The organism is Agrococcus lahaulensis DSM 17612 (assembly GCF_000425105.1).
Taxonomy (GTDB): domain Bacteria; phylum Actinomycetota; class Actinomycetes; order Actinomycetales; family Microbacteriaceae; genus Agrococcus; species Agrococcus lahaulensis.
The window spans coordinates 496,423-517,817 of sequence record NZ_AULD01000006.1; the positions used below are offsets into that span (position 1 = coordinate 496,423).

The 21,395-nt window shown below is 73.8% G+C and carries 21 protein-coding genes; 4 read left to right on the forward strand and 17 right to left on the reverse strand.

Translation table 11 applies throughout. From position 1 onward, the window contains the following. Positions 1-6: 6 nt before the first annotated feature. Both H508_RS16710 and mca read right to left on the reverse strand, forming a co-directional pair. Positions 7-318 carry a hypothetical protein gene (locus H508_RS16710; protein WP_051222929.1) on the reverse strand — a complete coding sequence of 104 codons (312 nt, stop codon included), beginning with the start codon at positions 316-318 and terminating at the stop codon, positions 7-9. Further along, complete coding sequence (gene mca, locus H508_RS0107190; protein ID WP_084155187.1) at positions 318-1,247, reverse strand: mycothiol conjugate amidase Mca; 930 nt, start codon at positions 1,245-1,247, stop codon at positions 318-320. Before mca ends, H508_RS16710 begins: the two co-directional genes overlap by 1 nt. 19 nt (positions 1,248-1,266) lie before the next feature. Between mca and H508_RS0107195 the strand changes: the two genes are divergently transcribed. Both H508_RS0107195 and greA read left to right on the forward strand, forming a co-directional pair. Then, on the forward strand, positions 1,267-1,659 hold the full coding sequence (locus tag H508_RS0107195) for a DUF4307 domain-containing protein (protein ID WP_035254235.1): 393 nt from the start codon (positions 1,267-1,269) through the stop codon (positions 1,657-1,659). Between the two features lie 55 nt (positions 1,660-1,714). Continuing rightward, complete coding sequence (gene greA / locus H508_RS0107200; RefSeq protein ID WP_026373551.1) at positions 1,715-2,203, forward strand: transcription elongation factor GreA; 489 nt, start codon at positions 1,715-1,717, stop codon at positions 2,201-2,203. A gap of 40 nt (positions 2,204-2,243) precedes the next feature. Here the strand turns inward: greA and ilvA are convergent, their stop codons facing one another. After that, on the reverse strand, positions 2,244-3,476 hold the full coding sequence (ilvA, locus tag H508_RS0107205; protein ID WP_026373552.1) for a threonine ammonia-lyase: 1,233 nt from the start codon (positions 3,474-3,476) through the stop codon (positions 2,244-2,246). Beyond that, complete coding sequence (locus tag H508_RS0107210) at positions 3,463-4,620, reverse strand: AI-2E family transporter (protein ID WP_026373553.1); 1,158 nt, start codon at positions 4,618-4,620, stop codon at positions 3,463-3,465. Before H508_RS0107210 ends, ilvA begins: the two co-directional genes overlap by 14 nt. A 70-nt stretch (positions 4,621-4,690) precedes the next feature. Between H508_RS0107210 and H508_RS15140 the strand changes: the two genes are divergently transcribed. Next, complete coding sequence (locus H508_RS15140; RefSeq protein WP_035254237.1) at positions 4,691-5,917, forward strand: winged helix-turn-helix domain-containing protein; 1,227 nt, start codon at positions 4,691-4,693, stop codon at positions 5,915-5,917. A 185-nt stretch (positions 5,918-6,102) separates the two neighbouring features. Here the strand turns inward: H508_RS15140 and H508_RS0107220 are convergent, their stop codons facing one another. The 9 genes from H508_RS0107220 to hisS all read right to left on the reverse strand — a co-directional run bounded on the left by H508_RS0107220 (position 6,103) and on the right by hisS (position 14,903). Further along, a complete protein-coding gene (locus H508_RS0107220; protein WP_026373554.1) occupies positions 6,103-6,651 on the reverse strand; it encodes a LemA family protein in 549 nt (182 codons plus the stop codon). A 19-nt stretch (positions 6,652-6,670) separates the two neighbouring features. After that, positions 6,671-7,963: a D-arabinono-1,4-lactone oxidase gene (locus H508_RS0107225; RefSeq protein WP_026373555.1), complete on the reverse strand. Its 1,293-nt coding sequence runs from the start codon at positions 7,961-7,963 to the stop codon at positions 6,671-6,673. A 15-nt stretch (positions 7,964-7,978) separates the two neighbouring features. Beyond that, positions 7,979-9,196: an amino acid deaminase/aldolase gene (locus H508_RS0107230; RefSeq protein WP_245569474.1), complete on the reverse strand. Its 1,218-nt coding sequence runs from the start codon at positions 9,194-9,196 to the stop codon at positions 7,979-7,981. Next, complete coding sequence (locus H508_RS0107235; RefSeq protein ID WP_026373557.1) at positions 9,193-9,789, reverse strand: TetR/AcrR family transcriptional regulator; 597 nt, start codon at positions 9,787-9,789, stop codon at positions 9,193-9,195. Before H508_RS0107235 ends, H508_RS0107230 begins: the two co-directional genes overlap by 4 nt. 99 nt (positions 9,790-9,888) lie before the next feature. Continuing rightward, entirely contained in the window at positions 9,889-11,223 is a 1,335-nt protein-coding gene (locus tag H508_RS0107240; RefSeq protein ID WP_026373558.1) for an NAD(P)/FAD-dependent oxidoreductase, read from the reverse strand. 65 nt (positions 11,224-11,288) lie between these two features. Then, a complete protein-coding gene (locus H508_RS0107245; protein ID WP_051223022.1) occupies positions 11,289-11,765 on the reverse strand; it encodes a DUF501 domain-containing protein in 477 nt (158 codons plus the stop codon). 47 nt (positions 11,766-11,812) lie between these two features. After that, the gene (locus H508_RS15145) at positions 11,813-12,268 is read right to left on the reverse strand and encodes an FtsB family cell division protein (protein WP_051222933.1); all 456 of its coding nucleotides are present in this window, start codon (positions 12,266-12,268) and stop codon (positions 11,813-11,815) included. Between the two features lie 61 nt (positions 12,269-12,329). Further along, on the reverse strand, positions 12,330-13,610 hold the full coding sequence (gene eno / locus H508_RS0107255; protein ID WP_026373560.1) for a phosphopyruvate hydratase: 1,281 nt from the start codon (positions 13,608-13,610) through the stop codon (positions 12,330-12,332). Between the two features lie 51 nt (positions 13,611-13,661). Further along, positions 13,662-14,903, reverse strand: a complete 1,242-nt coding sequence (gene hisS, locus H508_RS0107260) for a histidine--tRNA ligase (RefSeq protein ID WP_026373561.1) — start codon at positions 14,901-14,903, stop codon at positions 13,662-13,664. Positions 14,904-14,974: 71 nt separating this feature from the next. Here hisS and H508_RS15150 point away from each other — a divergent pair, with 71 nt between their 5' ends. After that, positions 14,975-15,667, forward strand: coding sequence for a Pr6Pr family membrane protein (locus H508_RS15150; protein WP_051222935.1), 693 nt, complete (start codon positions 14,975-14,977; stop codon positions 15,665-15,667). Positions 15,668-15,744: 77 nt separating this feature from the next. Here the strand turns inward: H508_RS15150 and H508_RS15155 are convergent, their stop codons facing one another. The 4 genes from H508_RS15155 to mfd form a co-directional block, all read right to left on the reverse strand. Beyond that, positions 15,745-16,431, reverse strand: a complete 687-nt coding sequence (locus H508_RS15155) for a YcnI family protein (protein ID WP_051222937.1) — start codon at positions 16,429-16,431, stop codon at positions 15,745-15,747. A gap of 98 nt (positions 16,432-16,529) precedes the next feature. Next, a complete protein-coding gene (locus H508_RS16715) occupies positions 16,530-17,144 on the reverse strand; it encodes a hypothetical protein (RefSeq protein ID WP_051222939.1) in 615 nt (204 codons plus the stop codon). 25 nt (positions 17,145-17,169) lie between these two features. Further along, positions 17,170-17,832: a nucleoside triphosphate pyrophosphohydrolase gene (gene mazG, locus H508_RS0107280; protein ID WP_026373562.1), complete on the reverse strand. Its 663-nt coding sequence runs from the start codon at positions 17,830-17,832 to the stop codon at positions 17,170-17,172. After that, entirely contained in the window at positions 17,829-21,389 is a 3,561-nt protein-coding gene (gene mfd / locus H508_RS0107285; RefSeq protein WP_026373563.1) for a transcription-repair coupling factor, read from the reverse strand. The genes mazG and mfd overlap by 4 nt, the downstream gene beginning before the upstream one ends. Positions 21,390-21,395: the final 6 nt, after the last annotated feature.

The window sequence follows — 21,395 nt, forward strand, 5'->3', positions numbered from 1 at the left end:
TGCGCGTCAGGCGCCCGCGCGGCCGGAGTCCCCCTGCGGCGGACCCAGGTCGGCGGCGCGGTCCTGCTCGGCGTCGCCTCCCGATCGCTCCTCGGGTCGCGGCTCGGCGCCCGCGAGCTCGGCATCGCGCGCCGCGAGCTCCGCCTCGATGCGCTCCTTCGCCTCGGCGCGGTTGTTGATGCGCCGCACGCGGCGGTTGAAGTCGAACAGCAGCAGGATGATGACCAGGCCGACGAGCGCGGTCGCCGTGAAGCCGATCCAGCCCGGCGTGACCTGATTGGGGTCGAAGCCGAGCTCGTCGGGTGTGCGCAGCAGCATCAGTCCTCCTCGACGCCCGCGAACAGGTCGTCCTCATCGTCCGCCGCGGCGATGCGCGATCGCACCAGCTGGTAGTCGTCGGTCGGCCACGTCGAGCGCAGCAGCTCGTTGGGCCAGAAGAAGAAGCGCGACTCGGGGTCGACCTGGCTCGCGTGGGCCCGGAGCGCGACGTCGCGCGCCTCGAGGTGGTCGGCCACGTGCACGCGGGTCGTCATGGTGGCGGGGCGCTCCGCGAGCCGGGCGGCCCACTCGCGCACCATCGGCAGCCGCTCGTCATCGGGCGTCGCCGCCTCGAGCGCGGCGAGGAGCGCCTGCAGCCGCACGCCCGTCATCGAGCGGTCGAAGTAGACCTTCTGCACCTCCCACGGCTCGCCGAGCTCCGGCATCCCCTCGGCCGCGTGCTCGACCGCCCACATCGTCACCTCGTGGCAGCGGATGTGGTCGGGGTGCGGGTAGCCGCCGGTCTCGTCGTAGGTGACGACGACCTGGGGCTTGAGGCGACGGATGAGTCGCACGAGCGGGCGGCCGGAGACCTCGACCGGGATGGTCGCGAACGAGAGCGCGCGCAGCGGCTCCCCCTCGTCGGGCAGCCCCGAGTCGACGTAGCCGAGCCAGACGTGGTCGATGCCGAGCGCCTCCTGCGCCGCGCGCATCTCGAGGCGGCGGAGGCCCGCCATGTCTCGCGCCGCGCGAGCGCGATCCTCGAAGCGCTCGTTGAGCACGCTCCCGCTCTCGCCGCCCGTGCACGACACGACCGTCACCTCGGCGCCCTCCGCGGCGTACCGGGCGAGCGTGGCCGCGCCCTTGCTCGACTCGTCGTCAGGGTGCGCGTGCACCGCGAGCAGCCGTCGCACGGCCTCTCCCTTCCCCACAGCCCACAGCCCCGCGGCGCCGATCGGCGCGACGAGTAGGCTGGATCCACCGTCCATCCTCCCACGACAGGCCCCGATGACCCATCTCGAAGCGCGCTACGGGCGCACGCGCGCCTGGTCGCGCCGCGAGCGGCTGCTCGGCATCGTCGCGGGGCTCGCGGTGCTGCTCACCGCGACGCTGTGGGTGTGGTGGGTGGGCACCGACCCCTCCCGCACGGTGCTGCAGACGCGAGACATCGGCTTCGAGATCGCCGACGACTCGACGATCGAGGTGATCTTCGAGGTGACGGTCGAGCCGGGCACCCCGGTGTCGTGCGCGGTCGAGGCGCTCAACAGCTCCTACACGATCGTGGGGTGGCGGGAGATCGACCTGCCGGCCGCCGAGGCCCGCACATCCACCCACGTGCTCGAGGTGCGCACGACCGAGCGCCCGACCACGGGATTGGTCTCGGAGTGCTGGCTGTCATAGACTGCGTGGTGGACCGGCCCACTCGGGGCCGGTTCTGTGCATATCAGGAGACGACATGAACGGCACCACGGAGACCTGGCTCTCGCAGGAGGCGTACGACCGCCTGCAGGCTGAGCTCGAGCACCTCCAGGGCCCCGTGCGCGCCGAGATCGCCAAGCGCATCGAAGAGGCTCGCGACGAGGGCGACCTCAAGGAGAACGGCGGCTACCACGCCGCCAAGGACGACCAGGCGCAGGTCGAGGCCCGCATCGCGCAGGTCGTGCAGCTCCTCCGCACCGCCAAGGTCGGCGAGGCGCCCGAGGCCGACGGCATCGTCGAGCCCGGCACCGTCGTGACCGCGACGATCGCCGGCGACGAGACGACGTTCCTCGTCGGCAACCGCGAGATCGCTGAGGCGGGCGACGACCTCGACGTCTACAGCGAGGCGAGCCCGCTCGGCCGCGCGATCATCGGCAAGCGCATCGGCGAGAGCGCGACCTACGAGACGCCCACGGGCGCAACGATCGAGGTCGAGATCAAGGACGTGCAGACGTACCGCGGCTAGGCCCGCGACCGCTCGAGCACAGAGGCGCTCGCGCGCGCGGCTACAGCACCTGCGGCTCGTAGCCCGCGCGTCGCAGCGCCTCGAGCACCCGCTCGGCGTGCTCCGGACCGCGCGTCGTGACGGAGATGTCGATCGAGACGTCGCTGATCGACGTCCAGGCGTTGTGCTGCGAGTGGAGCACCTCGACGACGTTCGCCTGCTCGTCCGAGACGATCTGCGCGATGATCGCGAGCTGGCCGGGCCGGTCGGGCAGCGCGATGCGCACCTTGAGGTAGCGCTGCGACGCGGCGAGGCCGCGGGAGATCACCCGCTCCATGAACAGCGGGTCGATGTTGCCGCCCGAGAGCACGGCGACGGTCGGGCCGTCGGATGCGACGAGCCCCGTCATGATCGCCGCCGTCGCGACCGCGCCGGAGGGCTCGACGACGAGCTTCGCCCGCTCGAGGAGCATGATCATCGCGCGCGCGATGTCGTCGTCGGTCACGGTGACGACCTCGTCGACCGTGTCGCGGATGATCGCGAAGGGCAGCGCGCCGGGCCGCGCGACCGCGATGCCGTCGGCGATCGTCGGGAGCGCGTCGATCGTGGTCGGCTCCCCCGCCGCGAGCGACGGCACGTAGCTCGCGGCCCGCTCGGCCTGGACGCCGACGATGCGGACCTCGCGGCCCTCCACCGCCGCCCGCAGCCGGATGGCGGATGCCACCCCGGCCGCGAGCCCGCCGCCGCCGATCGGCACGACGACCGTGGACGCATCCGGCACCTGGTCGAGGATCTCGAGCCCGACCGTGCCCTGTCCCTCGATGACGTCGCGGTGGTCGTAGGGCGGCACGAAGGTCGCGCCGGTGCGCTCGACGTGCTCGAGCGCCGCGGTGAGCGCGCTCTGGAAGTCGAGCCCGCGCAGCTCGACCGCCGCCCCGTAGTCGCGCGTCGCCTGCAGCTTGGGGAGCGCGACGCCGACGGGCATGAAGATCGTCGCGGGCATGCCGAGCGCCGTCGCGGCGAACGCGACGCCCTGCGCGTGGTTGCCGGCCGAGGCGGCGACGACGCCGGGCTCGCGCGCCTCGGGCGGCAGCTTCGCGAGCATGTTGTACGCGCCGCGGATCTTGTAGGCGCCCGTGCGCTGCAGGTTCTCGCACTTGAGGAAGACGTCGGCGCCGTGCATGCCGCTCAGGTAGCGCGAGCGCTCCATCGGCGTCTCCTGCGCGATGCCGACGAGGCGCTCGCGGGCCGCCTCGAAGTCGGCGAGCGCGAGCGCCGGCTCAGCGCTGCGCATCGGCCACGTCCTCCACGGAGGGGCGAGGGTTCGAGCGCCACGAGCCCGAGGCGATCGTGGCGATGAACACGTTGAGGAACGCGACGACCGGCACCGCGAAGAAGGCGCCCGCGATGCCGGCGATCGTCGAGCCCGCGCCCACGGCGAGCACGACGGCGAGCGGGTGCACCTTGACGGCCGTGCCCATCACGATCGGCTGCAGCACGTTGCCCTCGAGCTGCTGCACGAGCAGCACGATGCCGAGCATGATCACGGCCGGCCAGATGCCGAACGAGATGAGCACGACGAGCACGGCGATCGCCCCGGTCACGACGGCGCCGATGATCGGGATGAACGAGCCGAGGAAGACGAGGATCGCGATCGGCACGACGAGCGGCGTGCCGTCGTAGAACAGCCCGAGGATCCAGGCGCCGAGGCCGATGCCGATCGCGTCGATGAAGGCGACGAGCACCTGCACCCGCACGAAGTTGCCGAGCGTGACCCAGCCGGCGTGGCCCGCGCCATCGGTCGCCGGGCGCGCGGCGCGCGGCAGCACGCCGATGATCCAGCGCCAGATCGGCCGGCCGTCCTTGAGCGTGAAGATGAGCGCGAAGATCGTGAGCACGGCGCCGGCGAGCACCTGCCCGACCGTCGAGCCGACCGAGACCGCTTGCGAGACGATCGACGACAGGTCGTCCCGGAGCGTGCCGAGGATGTTCGTGCCGAAGTCGCCGAGGTCCTGCTGCGTGATGCCGAACGGGAGCGAGAGCAGCCAGTCCTGCGTCTCGCCCCAGAAGTCGACGGCCTTCTCCTGCAGCTCGGGGTACTCACCGCGGATCTGCGACACCGCGAGCCAGCCGAGGCCCGTGACCGCGATGAGCAGGGCCACGATCGTGACCGCGACCGCGAGCCCCCTCGGCCAGCGAGCGCGGTGCAGGCGGTCGACGATCGGCATGAGCGCGGTCGTGAGGAGTGCCGCGATCACGAGCGGGATCACGACGATGCGGAACACCACGACGAGCCACAGCACGATCGCGGTCGCGGCGGCGATCGCGACGATCCGCCACGCCCAGCTGCCCGCGATGCGCATCCCGTCGGGCACCCCGAGCGGAGCGGGCGTCACGATCGGCTGGGGCTGCGCCTCGCGCGCGCGTCCGAAGATCATTGGTCGATCCTACGGTCGGGGAGCCTGCCGCGACCGGCATGCGTCGGCGGCCCTTGCTAGGTTGCCTCGCATGGCGCGCCCCACGAGCATCTCCGCCGCGCAGGCCCGGCGCATCGCCGTCGCAGCGAGCGGCCTCGACGGCGCGGTGCCGGGGGCGCGGGGCCGCACGGGAGCTCGGACGCTCGAGCGCGCGATCTCGCGGCTCGGCCTGCTGCAGCTCGACTCGGTCAACGTCTTCGAGCGCAGCCACTACCTGCCGCTGCTCGCGCGCCTCGGCCCCTACGACCGGTCGGCGCTCGACCGCCTCCTCCACCACGACCACGGCCGCTCGCTCGGCGCCTACACCGAGTACGTGGCGCACGAGGCGGCGGTCATCCCCGTCGCCGACTGGCCGCTGTGGGCGTGGAAGCGCCGCGAGCCCATGCGAGGCAGCACCGACGCGTGGGCGGCCGAGCACGCCAGCCTCATCGACGACGTGCGCGCCGAGTTCGCCGAGCGCGGGCCCATGCGGCCGAGCGAGATGGAGCACCCCGCGCACGAGCGACTGCCCGGCGGGTGGTGGAACAAGTCGGATGCGTACTGGGCGACCGCGATCCTCTTCCGTCGGGGAGAGCTCGTCACCGTCGGCCGCTCGCGCTTCGAGCGCCGGTACGCCGTCGCCGAGGCGGTGCTGCCCGAGGCAGCGCGCGTCGAGGTCGATGCGCGCGACGCCCACCGGATCCTCGTCGGCCGGGCGGCGGTCGCGCTCGGCATCGCGACCGTCGACGACCTCGCCGACTACCACCGGCTCTCGATCGCCGACACGAAGGTCGCGATCGCGGCGCTCGTCGACGCGGGCGAGCTCGAGCCGGTCGAGGTCGAGGGCTGGGGTCGCCCCGCCTACCGGAGCGTCGGCGCCCGGAGCCCGAGGGCGGTGCGGGCCACCGCGCTCCTGTCGCCGTTCGACCCGCTCGTCTGGCACCGGCCGCGCGCCGAGCGGCTCTTCGACTTCGCCTACCGCATCTCGATCTACACGCCCGCTGCGCAGCGGGAGCACGGCTACTACGTGCTGCCCGTGCTCGTCGACGACCACCTCGTCGGCCGCGTCGACCTCAAGAGCGACCGCCGCGCGGGCGTGCTCCGCGTGCAGCACGCGCACGTCGAGCCGGCGCACGTCGAGCGGGCGGGCGAGCTCGCGGACCGGATCGTTCCGGTGCTGCGGGAGGCGGCGGGGTGGCAGGGGCTCGAGCGGGTCGAGGTCGTCGGGGCGGGGACGTGGGCGCGGGAGGTGGCGGGGGTCGCGAGCGGCGCGCTCTGATCGAGCGGCGGGGCTTCGATACGCGCGCCTGCGGCGCGCTCTGATCGAGCGGCGGGGCTTCGATACGCGCGCCTGCGGCGCGCGCTGATCGAGCGGCGGGGCTTCGATACGCGCGCCTGCGGCGCGCTACTCAGCCTTGATGACTTCGGACTCAACGCCGCTGCGCGGCATTGAGTCCTCCGTCATCAAAACTGGATCCTCGGTGGCTCGGCGACGGCGCCGGACTGGTCGACCTCGAAGAAGTCGCGGCGGCCGCCCGCCGAGCCCGCGAAGAGCGACGTCGGGAAGCGGCGCGCCTTCGCGTTGAGCTCTCGCGCACCCGTGTTGTAGTCGCGCCGCCGCGCCTGCGCGTCGTCGTCGAGCGCCGCGAGCGCCGTCCGTGCCTCCGCGGCCGACGATCCCACCGGCTGCGACGCGGCCGCCTGCACGAGCGGGCGCAGCGACCGCTGCAGCTCCGCCTCGGCGGCGGCCTTCTCCCCCGGCCCGCTCGCGCGCTCGAGCGCCGCGAACGCATCCGTCACCTGTGCCCGCTGCGGCTCGCTCGCCACCGCGAGCAGCGGCTCGGCCACCGCGCGGCGGCGCTCGAGCGTCTCGGCGAGCGCCGCCCAGCGCTCGTCGACGCGCGCGCCGAGGCGCCGCATGGAGACGGAGGCCGAGACGATCCAGACGATCGCGATGACGGCGATGACGACGAGCGCGCCGACGACGATCCAGGTGATGAGCTGGGGATCCATGCGATCCACCTTAAGCGCGTCAGTCGCCGAGCACGCGGCGCGTCCACGCGCTCGAGAAGAGCCGCTCGGGGTCGAGCTCGTCGCGCGCGGCGAGGAAGGCTCCGAAGCCCGGCAGCCGCTCGGCGAGCTGCGGCGCGCGCAGCGAATGCAGCTTGCCCCAGTGCGGGCGCCCGTCGTGGGCGAGCAGGATCGGCTCGACGAGGTCGAACAGCGGTCGCGGGTCCTCGCGCCACCAGCGGTGCGCCGCGATGTAGCCGGTCGCCCTGCCGTTCGCCGTCGACAGGTGGGCGTCGTCGGCGCCGATCGCGCGCACCTCGAAGGGGAAGGTCGGCACGAGGTCGACGCGGCGGAGCGCGCGGTCGATCTCGCGCAGCGCCTCGGGCACCGCCTCGACCGGCAGGCCGTACTCGAGCTCGCGGAAGCGCACGCGGCGGGGCGCGCTGAACACGTCGTGGCTCGGCTCGACGAAGCGCCCGCGCGGCATGAGCCGCGCGGCGAGGTCGTTGAGCGCCGGCGCGGTGCGCGGCACGGCGTGGCCGACCGAGAGAAGCGCGCGGTGGCCGTAGTCGGTCAGCACGCGCTCGTCGAGGAAGCGGGCGAACGACGGGCGCGGCGAGAGCGGGCCAGCGACGCGCGTGTTCGACTTCGTCGCCGCGAGCCGCGTCGCCGCGAACCAGAAGAGCTCGAAGTGGTCGGTGCGCTCGTTGAGGCTCATCCACTCGTCGAGCACGACGTCGAAGCGCACGGTCGACTCGATCGCCTCGAGCGCGAAGGCCGGCACGGCCTGCACCGTCACGTCGACGAGCACGCCGAGCACGCCGAGGCCGAGCCGCACGGCCGGCAGCAGCTCGGGGCGCTCGGTCTCGCTCACGCGCAGCAGCTCGCCGTCGGCCGTGACGAGCGTCGCCGCGACGACCGACGCCCCGATCGAGCGGTGCCGCAGGCCCGTGCCGTGGGTGCCGGTCGAGATCGCGCCGGCGATCGTCTGCGCGTCGATGTCGCCGAGGCAGTCCATCGCGAGCCCGTGCTCCGCGAGGAGGGCCGAGAGCTCGCGCACCGTCGTGCCGGCGAGCACGGTCGCGCGGCGCGCCTCGGGGTCGATCGAGACGAGACCGCGGAGCCCGTCGATGCGCAGCTGGGCGTCGTCGGGCCGGGCGGCTGCGGAGAAGGAGTGGCTGCTGCCGACCGGCCGCACCGTGCCGCCCCGGTCGCGGATCCGCCCGATCGCGCCGCGCACGTCGTCGATGCGATCCGCGACGTGCACCTCGCTCGGCTCAGCGCGCTGGGATCGGCCCCAGTTCCTCCACGTCACCGACGGCCTCCCAGCTCAGAGCAGCTTCCTTCCCTCGCCACGATACGTGGGCACGCTGGCGACGACCTCCTCGCCCGAGACGACGTGGAGCTCGTCGGTGCGCTCGGACAGCTCGCCCGCCTTCGCGTGCCGCATCCAGACGCGGTCGCCGATCGCGAGCCGATCGGCGGCGCGGCCGTGGACGGGCGTGTGGATCTCCCCCACCCCCTCCTCGCGATCGAGGCGCAGCCCCTCGGGCCACGTCGCGATGGGCTCCTTGTCGTGCCCCGCCGGGCCCGAGGCGACCCAGCCGCCCCCGAGCAGCGTCGCCCAGCCGGGCCCGGGTCGCCGCACGACCGGGAGCGCGAAGGCGAGCGCCGGCGCGACGGTGAAGGCGCGGTAGCCGTCGAACAGGTGGGCGCCGAACAGCCCGCTGCCCGCGGCGATCTCGGTGACCGCCGCCTCCCGAGCGGTCGTGTCGATCGACCCCGTGCCACCGCCGTTGACGAACTCGAGCTCGGCGATCTCGCGCACGGCCGCGACCGCCGCGCCGCGGCGCTCGAGCAGCTCGCGCGCCGAGAGCCGCTGCATGAGCCGCAGCGCGGCGGGCGGCACGAGACCGCGCGGCACGGTGTTCTGCACGCCCGAGATCTGCGCCTCGTACGCCATGATCCCGACGAGCCGGAATCCGGGTCGGTCGACGACGGCGCGCGCGAGGCCGACGAGCTGCGCCGGGGTGCGCTGCGGGGAGCGCCGCACGCCCGCGTAGATGGGTCCGAGGTGGAGCGAGGCGTCGAGCTCGATCGCGACGCGCACCTCCGGGTGGCCGGGGATGACGCGGTCGATGAGCTCGAGCTGATCGACGCTGTCGACCATGAGGGTGACGCGCTCGAGCGCGCGCTCATCGCGGGCGAGGGAGCGCAGCGCGCCTCGATCTGCCGTCGGGTAGCCCACGACGATGTCGTCGATCGTCGCCGAGAGCCACAGCGCCTCCGGCAGGGTGGCCGACAGGACTCCCCGCCAGCCGGGCGTCGCGAGCACCGCCTCGATCACCGGTCGGCTGCGCACGGACTTCGTCGCGACCCGCAGGGGCGTGCCGCCGGCGCGTCGGACCATGTCGCTCGCGTTCCGCGCGAGCGCGTCGAGCGAGACGGCTGCGAACGGGCCGTCGAGGTGCGCGGTCGCGGCGTCCATGCGCTGCCAGTGGCCCTCCGCCGCCCACGCTCGGGCGTCGGCGAGCCGCAGGTCGCTCACCGCTCGTCCCCGAGCGCCGCGGCGAGCATGGGGACGACCGCGTCGATCCAGCGCAGGGAGGCGTCGCTGTCGCGGGTGCGCAGCCACGCGTAGGTCAGGCCGTCGGTCGCGTGCAGGACGAGCCGCGCGACGTCGCGCGTCGGGACGGCGGGCGCCGCGATGCCGAGCTCCGAGCGGACGTGCTCGAGGAGCTCGCCGAGCGCCTCGAGGTAGTGCTCCTGCACCTTGCCGGGCAGGTGCGCGAGGGAGGGCGTCCGGCTGCAGTACGCCATGACCTCCATGATCGCGAGCTCGTACTCCGGGTGCTCGAGGAACCGCTCGAACCAGCGCAGGAACGACGCGCGCACGACGTCCTCGAGCGTCGCGCCGTCGGGCAGGGCCGCGCCCGTGCCCGGCACCTCCGCGATGTACGCGTAGGCCTCGCCGATCATCTCGTCGCGCGAGGCGAAGATGTAGTGGAACGTCGCGAGCGGCACGCCCGCCTCGGCGACGATCGCGCGCACGGTCGCCCCGTGCATCCCCTCGCGCGCGATGACCCGCAGCCCTGCCTCGACGAGGTCCTGGCGGCGGGCGCTGGCCGGCTTGCGGGTCACTCGAGCTCCGATCTCGGCCGTCTTGGACAGGCGTCCGAGATGCAGTGTACGACAGCGTCGCGCCCCCGTGGGGCGCGGCGCTGCGGGTGCTGCGGGCTGCTAGGCCTCGACCTTGGGCTTCGGCCGCGAGGCGAAGGTCTCGAAGGCCTCGCGCGGCCGCTCCCGCTGCGAGATCTCGGCGATGTCGCGACCGAGCAGGAAGCCGCCGATCCAGTCGCCGAAGACGCGCAGCTTGCGCTCCCACATCGGCATCGCGAGCCCGTGGTAGCCGCGGTGGGCGAGCCACGCGAGCGGGCCCTTGATGGCGATCTTGCCCTTCTGGAACACGCCGTTCCAGAGGCCGAGGCCGGCGACGGCGCCCTGGTTGTCGTGGATGTACTCGCGCGGCGCATCGCCTCGGATGACGGCGGCGATGTTCTTGGCGAGCAGCTTCGCCTGGCGGACCGCGTGCTGCGCGTTCGGGACGCAGAAGCCGCCGGGGCCGGGGGTCTTGGAGATGTCGGGCACCGCCGAGACGTCGCCGGCCGTCCACGCACCCGGGACCACGACGCCGTCGCGCGCGACCTGCAGGGTCGGGAGCGCCGTGATGCGGCCGCGGTCGTCGAGCGGCAGGTCGGTCGTGCGCACGACGGGGTTCGCCATGACGCCCGCGGTCCAGATGATGAGGTCGGAGCCGAAGCGCTCGCCGGTCGAGAGCTCGACGACGCCATCGAGCGCGCTCTGCAGCTGCGTCTCGAGGTGCACGTCGACGCCGCGCTTGCGCAGGTCGTCGACGACCCAGAGCGCGGTCTGCTCGGAGACCTCGGGCATGATGCGGCCCATCGCCTCGACGAGGTGGAACTTCACGTCGTCGAAGCCGATCTCGGGGAAGCGCGAGAGCAGGTGGGTCGCGAGGTCGCGGAGCTCGGCGATCGTCTCGATGCCCGCGAAGCCGCCGCCGACGACGACGGTCGTGAGCAGCCGGTCGCGCTCGGGACCGGCCGGCAGGTGCGCGGCCTTCGCGAAGTTCGAGATCAGGCGGTCGCGCACCGCGACGGCCTCCTCGATCGTCTTCATGCCGATCGCCTCGTCGGCGACGCCCGGGATCGGGAACGTGCGCGAGACCGAGCCGGCGGTCATGACGAGCACGTCGTACTGGATGGTCGACGCCTCGCCGACCTCCGGCTGGATCGTGGCGACCTTGTTCGCGTGGTCGACACCCGTGACCTTCGCCTGCACGACGCGCGTGCGGCTGAGGTGACGGCGCAGCGGCACGATCGCGTGGCGGGGCTCGATCGAGCCCGCGGCGACCTCCGGCAGGAACGGCAGGTACTGCATGTAGGGCAGCGGGTCGACGATCGTGATCTCAGCCTCGGACTCGCCCAGCAGTCGCTCGAGCCCCCGAGCGGTGTACAGGCCGGCGTAGCCGCCTCCGACGATCAGGATCTTGTTCACGGACACACACTTCTTCCCGGTATCAGATGAGGGGTCACGACATTCTATCGCTCCCTGAGAATCCGCTATCCCGCTGCGGGCCCTCGGGCATCCGGAGGGCACCCGCACACCGCGGGCGACCAGTCGGCGAGCTCGAGGGTCAGGTCGCCGATGGGGTTGACGCCGGGCCCGGCGGCGAGCGAGTGCGCGAGCACGGCGTGCAGGCACTTGACCCGCGTCGGCATCCCGCCCGCGCTCACGCCGGCGATCTCGTCGACGACGCCGTGCGCCTCGCGGTCGGCGAGGTAGGCGCGATGCGCGGCGGCGTAGGACTCGGCGATCGGCGGCTCGGCGAGGCGCTCCTGCAGCTGCGCCATCGTGCCGTCGGCCTCGAGCCGCGACGCGGCGGCGGTCGCCGCGGGGTGCGTCAGGTAGTAGAAGGTCGGGAAGGGCGAGCCGTCGGGCAGCCGCGGGCTCGTGACGACGACCGTCGGCGCTCCGCACGCGCAGCGCGCGCCGATGCCGAGCACGCCGCGCATCGAGCGGCCGAGCTGCGCGGCCATGATCTCGAGGTCGCGCTCGCTCGCGGGGTCGATCGCGGGCCGGGCGGTCACTGCGGCTCGCCGATCTCGGCGGGCTCGCCGAAGCTCGACGGGCCGGCGGTCGTGAGCCCCGCGATGAGGAAGGACGAGGCCGCCGCGGCCGCCCAGTCCTCCTCCGGCTCCTCGAGCGTCGCGGACGGCACGTCGGCGGTCGCGGTCTCGAGCGTCGTGCGGTCGTCGAGCACGACGAAGCTCGTCTCGCCCGGGTAGACGAAGAACAGCCGGTCGCGCGCCTGCGCCTCGATGTAGGCGGGGTCGTCCCAGCGCGCCTGCTGCTCCTGCAACGACTCGACGTTCGCCTGCTGCGCGGCCACCTGCTCCTCGAGCGCGGCGATGTCGCGGCGCTGCTCGATCAGCAGGCCGACCGAGGGCGCGAGCACGACGAAGCCCGCGACGACGAGCCCGACGACCACGAGCAGCAGCCACGACACGCGCAGCTGCGGGGCGGGACGAGCGGAGGGCACCCGCCGAGGATATCGGTGGGTGCCCTCTCGCGCGGTCAGGCCCGCGGCCGGTCGAGCGGCGTCAGCCCTCGAAGCGCGGGTAGGCGCCGGCGCCGGCGTACTCCGCAGCCTCGCCGAGCTCCTCCTCGATGCGGAGCAGCTGGTTGTACTTCGCGACGCGCTCGCTGCGGGCGGGCGCGCCGGTCTTGATCTGGCCGGCGTTGACCGCGACCGCGATGTCGGCGATCGTCGTGTCCTCGGTCTCGCCCGAGCGGTGCGAGAGCACCGAGCCGTAGCCGGCCTGCGTCGCGATGCGGATCGCGTCGAGCGTCTCGGAGAGCGTGCCGATCTGGTTGACCTTCACGAGCAGCGCGTTCGCGGCGCCGCGCTCGATGCCGTCGATGAGGCGCACGGGGTTCGTGACGAAGAGGTCGTCGCCGACGAGCTGCACGCGGTCGTCGAGGCGCTCGGTGATGGCGGTCCAGCCCTCCCAGTCCTCCTCGTCCATCGGGTCCTCGATCGTGACGAGCGGGTAGGCGTCGACGAGCTCGGCGAAGTAGTCGGCCATGTCGGCCGACGAGCGGTCCTGGCCCTCGAAGCGGTACACGCCGTTCTCGAAGAACTCGGAGGCGGCGACGTCGAGGCCGAGCGCGATGTCGGTGCCGGGCGTGAAGCCGGCCTTCTCGATCGCCTGCACGAGCAGGTCGAGCGCCGTGCGGTTGCTCGGCAGGTCGGGCGCGAAGCCGCCCTCGTCGCCGAGGCCGGTCGAGAGGCCCTGCTCCTTCAGGATGCCCTTGAGCACGTGGTAGGTCTCGGTGCCCCAGCGGAGCCCCTCGCGGAACGTCTCGGCGCCGATCGGCAGGATCATGAACTCCTGGATGTCGACGCCCGTGTCGGCGTGGGCGCCGCCGTTGATGACGTTCATCATCGGCACGGGCAGCAGGAACGCGTTCGGACCGCCGAGGTAGCGGAACAGCGGCAGGCCGGCGGAATCGGCGGCGGCCTTCGCGACCGCGAGGGAGACGCCGAGGATCGCGTTCGCCCCGAGGTTCTTCTTGTTGCCCGAGCCGTCGAGCTCGATGAGCGTCGTGTCGATGATGCGCTGGTCGTCGGCCGAGAGGCCCTCGATCGCGTCGGCGATCTCCTCGTTCACGGCGTCGACCGCCTGCTCGACGCCCTTGCCCGCGTAGCGGCCCGCGTCGCCGTCGCGCAGCTCGTAGGCCTCGAACGCGCCGGTGGAGGCGCCGCTCGGCACGGCGGCGCGGCCGACGGTGCCGTCCGAGAGCAGCACCTCGACCTCGACGGTCGGGTTGCCGCGCGAATCGAGGATCTCGCGGGCCTGCAGGGTGTCGATGAGTGCCACGGGTGCTCCTTGGTGTCGGTGTCGGCGCGTCGGGGTCGGCCGTCCCCGAGCCTACTCAGCCGAGGGTGATGCGGGGCCGATGGGCTTGATCTCGAGGGTCGCCGCCGAGTCACCGGGCCGCACGAAGGCGAAGCGGTCGGCACCGGATGCGGCGAGCTGGGCGAGCAGGCCCGTCACGTTCTTGGGGCGGCGCTGCATGCGCACCGTCTCCCCCGCCGCGACGAGGTCGCGCTTGATCGCGATCGCGGCGGCCGGCTCGACGTGCTTGTCGACGAGCAGCGCGAGGGCGTCGCGGCCGGCGCCGCCGGGCAGCTCGACGAGGTCGACGAGCCGCTCGAAGCCGAGCGAGATGCCGACGGCCGGCATCGACTGGCCGAGGAAGCGGCCGATCATGCCGTCGTACCGGCCGCCGCCGCCGATCGAGAAGGGCAGCTCGGGGTGCGCGACCTCGAAGATCGGCCCCGTGTAGTAGCCCATGCCGCGCACGAGCGTCGGGTCGAACTCCAGGCGGATGCCCACGCTCGCGTCGAGCAGGGAGCGCACGTCGTCGAGCACGCCCGCGTCGAAGCCCTCCGGCAGGTCGCCGCCGCGGATCGCCTCGAGCGTCGCCATGAGCCGCTCGCCGTCGATGCCGCGCTCGCCGAGCTCGGCGGTCACGCCGTCGCGCCCGATCTTGTCGAGCTTGTCGATCGTGATGAGCGCTCCCTCGCGGAGCTCCTCGGCGACGCCCGCGTGCTCGAGCGCCGCTGCGAGGATGCGCCGGTCGTTGATGCGCACGAACGCGTCGGGGATGCCGAGGCGGGTGAGCGCATCCGCCGTCGCCGACAGCAGCTCGAGCTCGGCCGTGACGCCCGGCTCACCGGCGATGTCGATGTCGCACTGCATGAACTGGCGGTACCGGCCGCGCTGGGGCCGCTCGGCGCGCCAGACGGGCGCGATCTGGATCGCGCGGAAGACGGGCGGGAGCGCCGCGCGGTTCGTCGCGATGAAGCGCGCGAGCGGCACGGTCAGGTCGAAGCGCAGGCCGAGGTCGGCGAGCTCGAGCGGCGCGCTCGCGCCGCGCACGTCGTCGACGCCGAGGCCGCGGCGCATGATCGCGAAGGCGAGCTTCTCGTTGTCGCCGCCGAGGCCCGCGTGGAGCCGCTCGGCGTCCTCCACGACGGGCGTCTCGATCTCCTCGAAGCCGTGGTCCTCGTAGGCGTCCCGGATGACGCGCAGCACGCGCTCGCGGCGCCGCTTCTCGACGGGCAGGAAGTCGCGCATGCCGCGCGGCGGGTGCACCTGGGTTGCCATGGCGACCATTCTCCCGCACCCCGGGCGCGCCCTTCGCCCGCCCGGGCATCCGTCGATGGCACGATGACCGCGTGCGTCGTTCCTGGCCCCTCACCGATCGCGCCGTGCCCGTCGTGGCGTGGCGCATCCTCATCCTGCTCACGGCGGTGTTCGCCGAGGCGTGGAACATCAAGAACATGCTGCAGTCGGGCGAGCCGCCGACCGAGCACTTCGCCTACTTCACGGTGCAGTCGAACCTCTTCGTCATCGCGCTCATGGCGTGGATGCTGCTCGTGCCCGAGTGGCGCCGGCCGCGGTGGTTCGACCACGTGCGCGGAGCGATCACGGCGTACATCGTGCTCACCGGGCTCGTCTACGCGGTGCTGCTCGCGGAGCCCGACGAGGTGTGGGCGTGGTCGATCGAGTTCACGAACGCGGCGCAGCACCGCTTCATCCCGTGGATGGTCGGGCTCGACTGGCTGCTCGTGCCGACCGCGCGGCGCATCTCGCTCGGCGCGGCGGCGTGGTGGATGGCCTACCCCGTCGGGTACCTCGTCGCGGCGTGGCTGCGCGGCGGGCTCGTCGACGGCTGGTTCCCCTACCCGTTCCTCGACCCCGCGGTGCACGGCGGCTGTGTGGGGCTCGCCTGGCCGACCGGGCAGGTGCTCATCGCGTTCGTGATCGGGATCTTCGTCGTCGCAGGCGTCGGGCGGCTGCGCTATCGGGAGTCACGTCGCGGCGCCGCCGCGGTCGACCCGCCCGGTCTCGCGGACACCGCTCCGTAGCCGATCGCCAGCGCGGAGTCCCGGCACTCTGCGCATCCGGTGCATGCGGATCGCGGAGTGCCGGGACTCTGCTCGGGTCAGGCTCGGCGGCGGAAGGCGGCGAAGGCCGCGAGCGCCGCTGCCGCGAGCGCGACGACGAGCGCGACGATCGCGATCGGCATCGCGGCGGTCGCGTCGCTCGCTGCCGGTGCGTCGCCGGCAGCCGCGTCGTGGCCCGCCTCCGGGCCGTGGCCGTGCCCGTCGCCGCCGCCGATGGTGACGATCGGCGCGGGGGTGTCCGACGACTGGTCGAGGTCGGTCCACGCCGACTCCCCCACCTCGCACAGCTGCCGCGTCGGGAAGGCGAGCACGGTGCCGTCCTCCGCGTCGTCGGGCAGCGTCGCGCTCAGCTCAAGCGTGTCGCGCACGCCGTCGGGCAGCGGCTCCTCGGCCGTGAACACGACGGTGCGGGTGCCGTCCGCGGTGTCGATCGCGACGTCCCAGCCGGGGTTGGCGATGAGGCCGACCGCCGCGATCTCGGCGGGCACCTCGATCTCGACGGCGGTCGTGGGCGAGCCGTCGCAGCCGTGCCCGATGGCGAAGGCGATGTCGGCGCGCGCGCCGGGCTCGGTGCTCGTCGGCTCGGCGTGCACGTGCGCGCTCGCCGCGACCGGTGCGGCGAGCACGAGGGCGGCGGCGATGACGGTGCCCGTCAGCGCGGGCAGGGGTCGGATGCGTCGCACGGCTCGGATGCGTCGGCGGGCGGGGTCGGTGGACGTGGTCATGGGTGCTCCTTGCTGCGCGCGCGAGGCGCGCTCGACTGCGGGCGACCGCGGTCGCGGTCGCCGGGGACGCGCGCCGTCGGGCGCGCGGTGGGGTCGCGTCAGGCGGTCGCGAGCGGCGGCCCGCGCCGCTCGAGCGAGCCGCGGAGCACGTCGAGCGCGCGGCGGCTCGCGCGGCGCTCCGTCGAGATGGATGCGGTGGGCACGGGCCGCGGGGCCGTCCACGCGAGCACCGCGAGGGCGATGCGCAGCGAGACGGCCTCGAGCAGCGCGTCGACGAGCCGCGGCACGAGCCGCAGGAGCCCGAGCGCGAGCGCGCCGGCGACGAGGTGCGCGAGCGGCATCGCGGCGTGCTCGTCGAGCACGGCGCCCGCGAGGCTCCCGGCGTGCGAGTGGCCGGCGTGCGCGTGTCCCGCGGCGAGCGGCGCGCTCGCCTCCGGCAGCGCGTAGAGCACGTGCTGCAGCAGCTGCGCGGCGGCGACGGCGAGCGCTTGCCGCGGCAGCGTCGCGGCGAGGCCGCGCGCACCGAGCACGGGTGCGAGCACGACGAGCGAGAGCACCCCGGCGGTGGTGAGCAGCAGCGCGTCGGGCGGCGAGCCGCCGCCGATCGCGTGCGCGCTGCCCGTGAGCGCGGTCGTCACGACGGTGACGACGAGCGCCGCGAGGATCGCGCGACGGCGCCGGTCGAGGCGCTCGTCTCGCGGGGCGGGGGTCACTCCGCCATCCTCGCGCACTGCGGGATCAGCCCGCAGCGGCGCCCGACCCGCCGGCGGCCTCCGCGGCCCGCAGCCGCTGCTCGAGCTCGCGCGTCGCGGTGCGCAGCGCCCGCTCGGCGTCGAGCCCGCGCTCGGCCGCGCCGCGCACGAGCGCGAGGAGCGCCCGGCCGAGCTCGTCCTCGGTCTCCGGTGCCGACGCATCCGTCGTCGTCTCCGCCGGGAGCGCGAGCCCCGCCCGGCCCGCGCGACGGATCACCTTCTCGGCGCGCGCGAGCGCCGGGAGGCTCGCGGGGATGCCGTCGAGCGCGCTGCCGCGCTCGGGCTTCTCGGCGCGCTTGATCGCGTCCCAGTTCGCGACGACGTCGCCGACCCCGTCGACGGCGACGTCGGCGAAGACGTGCGGGTGCCGGCGCCGCAGCTTCTCGATGAGCGATCGCGCGACGGCCTCGAGGTCGAAGCGGCCGTCGGCGCGCGCGATGTCGGCGTGGAAGACGACCTGGAGCAGCACGTCGCCGAGCTCCTCGCGGAGGTGCTCGTCGTCGCCCGCCTCGATCGCCTCGACGAGCTCGTGCGCCTCCTCGATGGCGAAGGGGGCGAGCGAGGCGTGGGTCTGCTCGCCGTCCCACGGGCAGCCGCCCGGGCCCCGCAAGCGGGCCATGACCGCGACGAGCTCGTCGAGCGCGCTCATGCGGTCGCCTCGCCGCCTGGCGCAGCGGCGTCGGCGGGCTCCTTCGGCGGCGGGAAGATCGCCGTCAGGAGCGCGTCGACCCACGCGATGAGCTCGGCGTCGGGAAGCGGCTCGGCCTGCGTGCCCGCGAGCCGGCCGCCGCCCGCGGTCGGGATCGGCACGACGAGCGACTTCGCCTGCGCGTTGAGCTTCGCGCCCGGGTACATGCGCCGCAGCCGCAGCTGCGTCGACTCGGCGAGGTCGGCGGGCGAGACGCGCAGGTTCGGGCCGACGGTGATGACCTCCGAGAGCTTCGCGCGCTGCGCCTTGCGCCGCAGCCGTGCGATCGCGATGAGCGACGTGACCTGCGCCGGGGGCTCGCCGTAGCGGTCGCGCAGCTCGTCGAGCACCTGGTCGATCGCGGCGTCGTCGCGCGCCGAGGCCGCGGCCGAGATCTTCTGGTACGCCTCGAGCCGCAGCCGCTCCGAGTCGACGTAGTCCTCGGGGATCACCGCGTCGACCGGCAGCTCGAGCCGCAGCTCGCGCGGCCCCTCGTCCTCCTCGCCGCGGAAGACCGCGACCGCCTCCCCCACCATCCGCAGGTAGAGGTCGAAGCCGACGCCCGCGATGTGCCCCGACTGCTCGCCCCCGAGCAGGTTGCCGGCGCCGCGGATCTCGAGATCCTTCATCGCGACCTGCATGCCGGCGCCGAGCTCGTTGTGCACCGCGATCGTCTCGAGCCGGTCGTGCGCCGTCTCGGAGAGCGGCTTGTCGGCGTCGTAGAGGAAGTAGGCGTAGGCACGCTCGCGGCCGCGGCCGACGCGCCCGCGCAGCTGGTGCAGCTGGCTCAGGCCGTAGCGCTCGGCGTGGTCGACGATGAGCGTGTTCGCGTTCGGGATGTCGAGGCCCGTCTCGACGATCGTCGTCGAGACGAGCACGTCGTACTCCTTCTCCCAGAAGTCGACGATGACGCGCTCGAGCTGCGACTCGGCCATCTTGCCGTGCGCGACGCCGATGCGCGCCTCGGGCACGAGCTCGGCGAGCTGCGCCGCGACGCGGTTGATCGACGAGACGCGGTTGTGCACGAAGAAGACCTGGCCCTCGCGCAGGAGCTCGCGGCGGATGGCGGCGGCGACCTGCTGCTCGTTGTAGGCGCCGACGAACGTGAGCACGGGGTGGCGCGCCTCGGGCGGCGTCGCGAGCGTCGACATCTCGCGGATGCCCGTCACCGCCATCTCGAGCGTGCGCGGGATGGGCGTCGCCGACATCGCGAGCACGTCGACGTTGGCCTTGAGCGCCTTGAGCCGCTCCTTGTGCTCGACGCCGAAGCGCTGCTCCTCGTCGATGATGACGAGCCCGAGCTCCTTGAAGCGCACGGCCTCCGAGAGGATGCGGTGGGTCCCGATCACGACGTCGACGGTGCCGTCGGCGATCCCCTTGATCGTCTCGCGCACCTCCTTGTCGGTCTGGAAGCGGCTGAGCGCGCGCACCTGCACCGGGAAGCCGGCGAAGCGTGCCGCGAAGGTCTCGAAGTGCTGGCGCACGAGCAGGGTCGTCGGCACGAGCACCGCGACCTGCGTGCCGTCCTGCACGGCCTTGAACGCGGCGCGCACCGCGACCTCGGTCTTGCCGTAGCCGACGTCGCCCGAGAGCAGCCGGTCCATCGGCACCGGCCGCTCCATGTCGCGCTTGACCTCCTCGATCGTCGTGAGCTGATCGGGCGTCTCGGCGTACGGGAAGGCGTCCTCGAGCTCGCGCTGCCACGGCGAGTCGGGGCCGAACGCGCGGCCCTTCGACGCCATGCGCTTCGAGTAGAGCTGCACGAGCTCGACCGCGATGTCGCGCACCGCGCGGCGCGCCTTCGACTTCGCCTGCTGCCAGTCGCTGCCGCCCATCTTCGACAGCTGCGGCGCCTCGCCGCCGACGTAGCGGTTGAGCTGGTCGAGCTGGTCGGTCGGCACCGAGAGCCGGTCGCCCGGCTGGCCGCGCTTCGAGGGCGCGTACTCGATCACGAGGTACTCGCGCGTCGTCTTCACGGGGTTCCGCCCGCCGCTCGAGACGGTGCGCTGGGTGAGCTCGACGAAGCGGCCGACGCCGTGCGTCTCGTGCACGACGTAGTCGCCCGGCTTGAGCTGCAGCGGGTCGACGACCGAGCGGCGGCGGCCGGCGAGCTTGTGCGGCTGGCGGCTGTCGACGCCGACGGCACGGCCGAAGAACTCCGCCTCGCTCACGAGCTCGACGCGCTCCTCGGGCAGCGAGAAGCCGTGCTCGATCGCGGCGCGCGTGACGTGCACGACGCCGGGCTCGAGCTCGGCCGGCAGCGCCTCGACCTCGCGCGCGGCGACGCCGTGCTCGCCGAGCACCTGCACCGCGCGCTCGACCATGCCGTGGCCGGCCGCGGTGACGACGACGCGCCAGCCCTCGCGCGAGCGCTCGCGGAGGTGCTCGACGGCCCCGTCGGCGCGACCGGCGAAGCTCGGCACGGCGTGCGCGTCGATCGCGTCGACCGACTCGTCGGCCTGCAGGGTCGAGAGCGTCCACCACGGTCCGTCGACCGCGTCGTGCAGCTCGTCGAGGCTCAGGAAGCCGCTGCTGAGGTCGACGGGCGCCTCGCCGCCCGCGGTCGCGGCGCTCCAGGCTGCCTGCAGGAACTCCTGGTTGGTCTCGTTGAGGCTCGCGACGCGGTCGCGGATGCGCTCGGGCCCGAGCACGACGACGCCCGCGCCGGGCAGGTAGTGGGTGACGGGCACGAGCCGCGGCAGGAGCGCGGGCGCGAGCGACTCCATGCCCTCGACGGGGATGCCCTCGGCGATCTTCTCGAGCATCTGCGCGATGCCGGGGAACTCGGGAGCGAGCTGGCGCGCTCGCGCGCGCACCGCATCCGTCAGCAGCAGCTCGCGGCTCGGCGGCAGCACGACGCGCTCGAGGGGCGTCGGGTCGCTGCGCTGGTCGGCGACGTGGAACCAGCGCATCTGCTCGACCTCGTCGCCGAAGAGCTCGATGCGCACGGGGTGGTCGGCCGCGGGGCTGAAGACGTCGACGATGCCGCCGCGCACGGCGAACTCGCCGCGGCGGGTGACCATGTCGACCCGCAGGTAGGCGAGGTCGACGAGCCGGCGCGAGAGTTCGGCGAGGTCGACGCCGCGCGCGCCCGTCGCGAGCTCGACCGGCTCGATGTCGAGCAGGTTGTCGGCGACCGGCTGCAGCGCGGCGCGCACCGAGGCGATGACCACGGTGGGCGTCGCGGGATCGCGCTCGGCGACCGCGCGGAGGGCTGCCCCGCGCTGGCCGACCGTCTCGGCCGACGGGCTCAGCCGCTCGTGCGGGAGCGTCTCCCACGCCGGGAGCGTGAGCACCTGCGCGCTCGGCAGCCACGCCGCGAGGTCGTCGCGGACGGCGTCGGCCTCGCGCCGGGTCGCGGTGATGACGAGCAGCGGGCGGGAGGCGCCGCTCGCGAGCGAGGCGACGACCGGTGCGCGCATCGCCTCGATGCCGCTGAGCGCGCCGCCGCGCCGTGCCTCGACGACCGCGGCGAGCGCGCCGCGCTCGAGCAGCTCGAGGAGGGGCTCGAGGCTCACTGGCTC

Excerpts from the sequence above, each read along its gene's own strand:
- H508_RS16710 (WP_051222929.1), bottom strand. The coding sequence starts at position 318 with ATGCTGCTGCGCACACCCGACGAGCTCGGCTTCGACCCCAATCAGGTC.
- mca (WP_084155187.1), bottom strand. The coding sequence starts at position 1,247 with ATGGACGGTGGATCCAGCCTACTCGTCGCGCCGATCGGCGCCGCGGGG.
- H508_RS0107195 (WP_035254235.1), top strand. The coding sequence starts at position 1,267 with ATGACCCATCTCGAAGCGCGCTACGGGCGCACGCGCGCCTGGTCGCGC.
- greA (WP_026373551.1), top strand. The coding sequence starts at position 1,715 with ATGAACGGCACCACGGAGACCTGGCTCTCGCAGGAGGCGTACGACCGC.
- ilvA (WP_026373552.1), bottom strand. The coding sequence starts at position 3,476 with ATGCGCAGCGCTGAGCCGGCGCTCGCGCTCGCCGACTTCGAGGCGGCC.
- H508_RS0107210 (WP_026373553.1), bottom strand. The coding sequence starts at position 4,620 with ATGATCTTCGGACGCGCGCGCGAGGCGCAGCCCCAGCCGATCGTGACG.
- H508_RS15140 (WP_035254237.1), top strand. The coding sequence starts at position 4,691 with ATGGCGCGCCCCACGAGCATCTCCGCCGCGCAGGCCCGGCGCATCGCC.
- H508_RS0107220 (WP_026373554.1), bottom strand. The coding sequence starts at position 6,651 with ATGGATCCCCAGCTCATCACCTGGATCGTCGTCGGCGCGCTCGTCGTC.
- H508_RS0107245 (WP_051223022.1), bottom strand. The coding sequence starts at position 11,765 with ATGGCCGCGCAGCTCGGCCGCTCGATGCGCGGCGTGCTCGGCATCGGC.
- hisS (WP_026373561.1), bottom strand. The coding sequence starts at position 14,903 with ATGGCAACCCAGGTGCACCCGCCGCGCGGCATGCGCGACTTCCTGCCC.
- H508_RS15155 (WP_051222937.1), bottom strand. The coding sequence starts at position 16,431 with ATGACCACGTCCACCGACCCCGCCCGCCGACGCATCCGAGCCGTGCGA.
- mazG (WP_026373562.1), bottom strand. The coding sequence starts at position 17,832 with ATGAGCGCGCTCGACGAGCTCGTCGCGGTCATGGCCCGCTTGCGGGGC.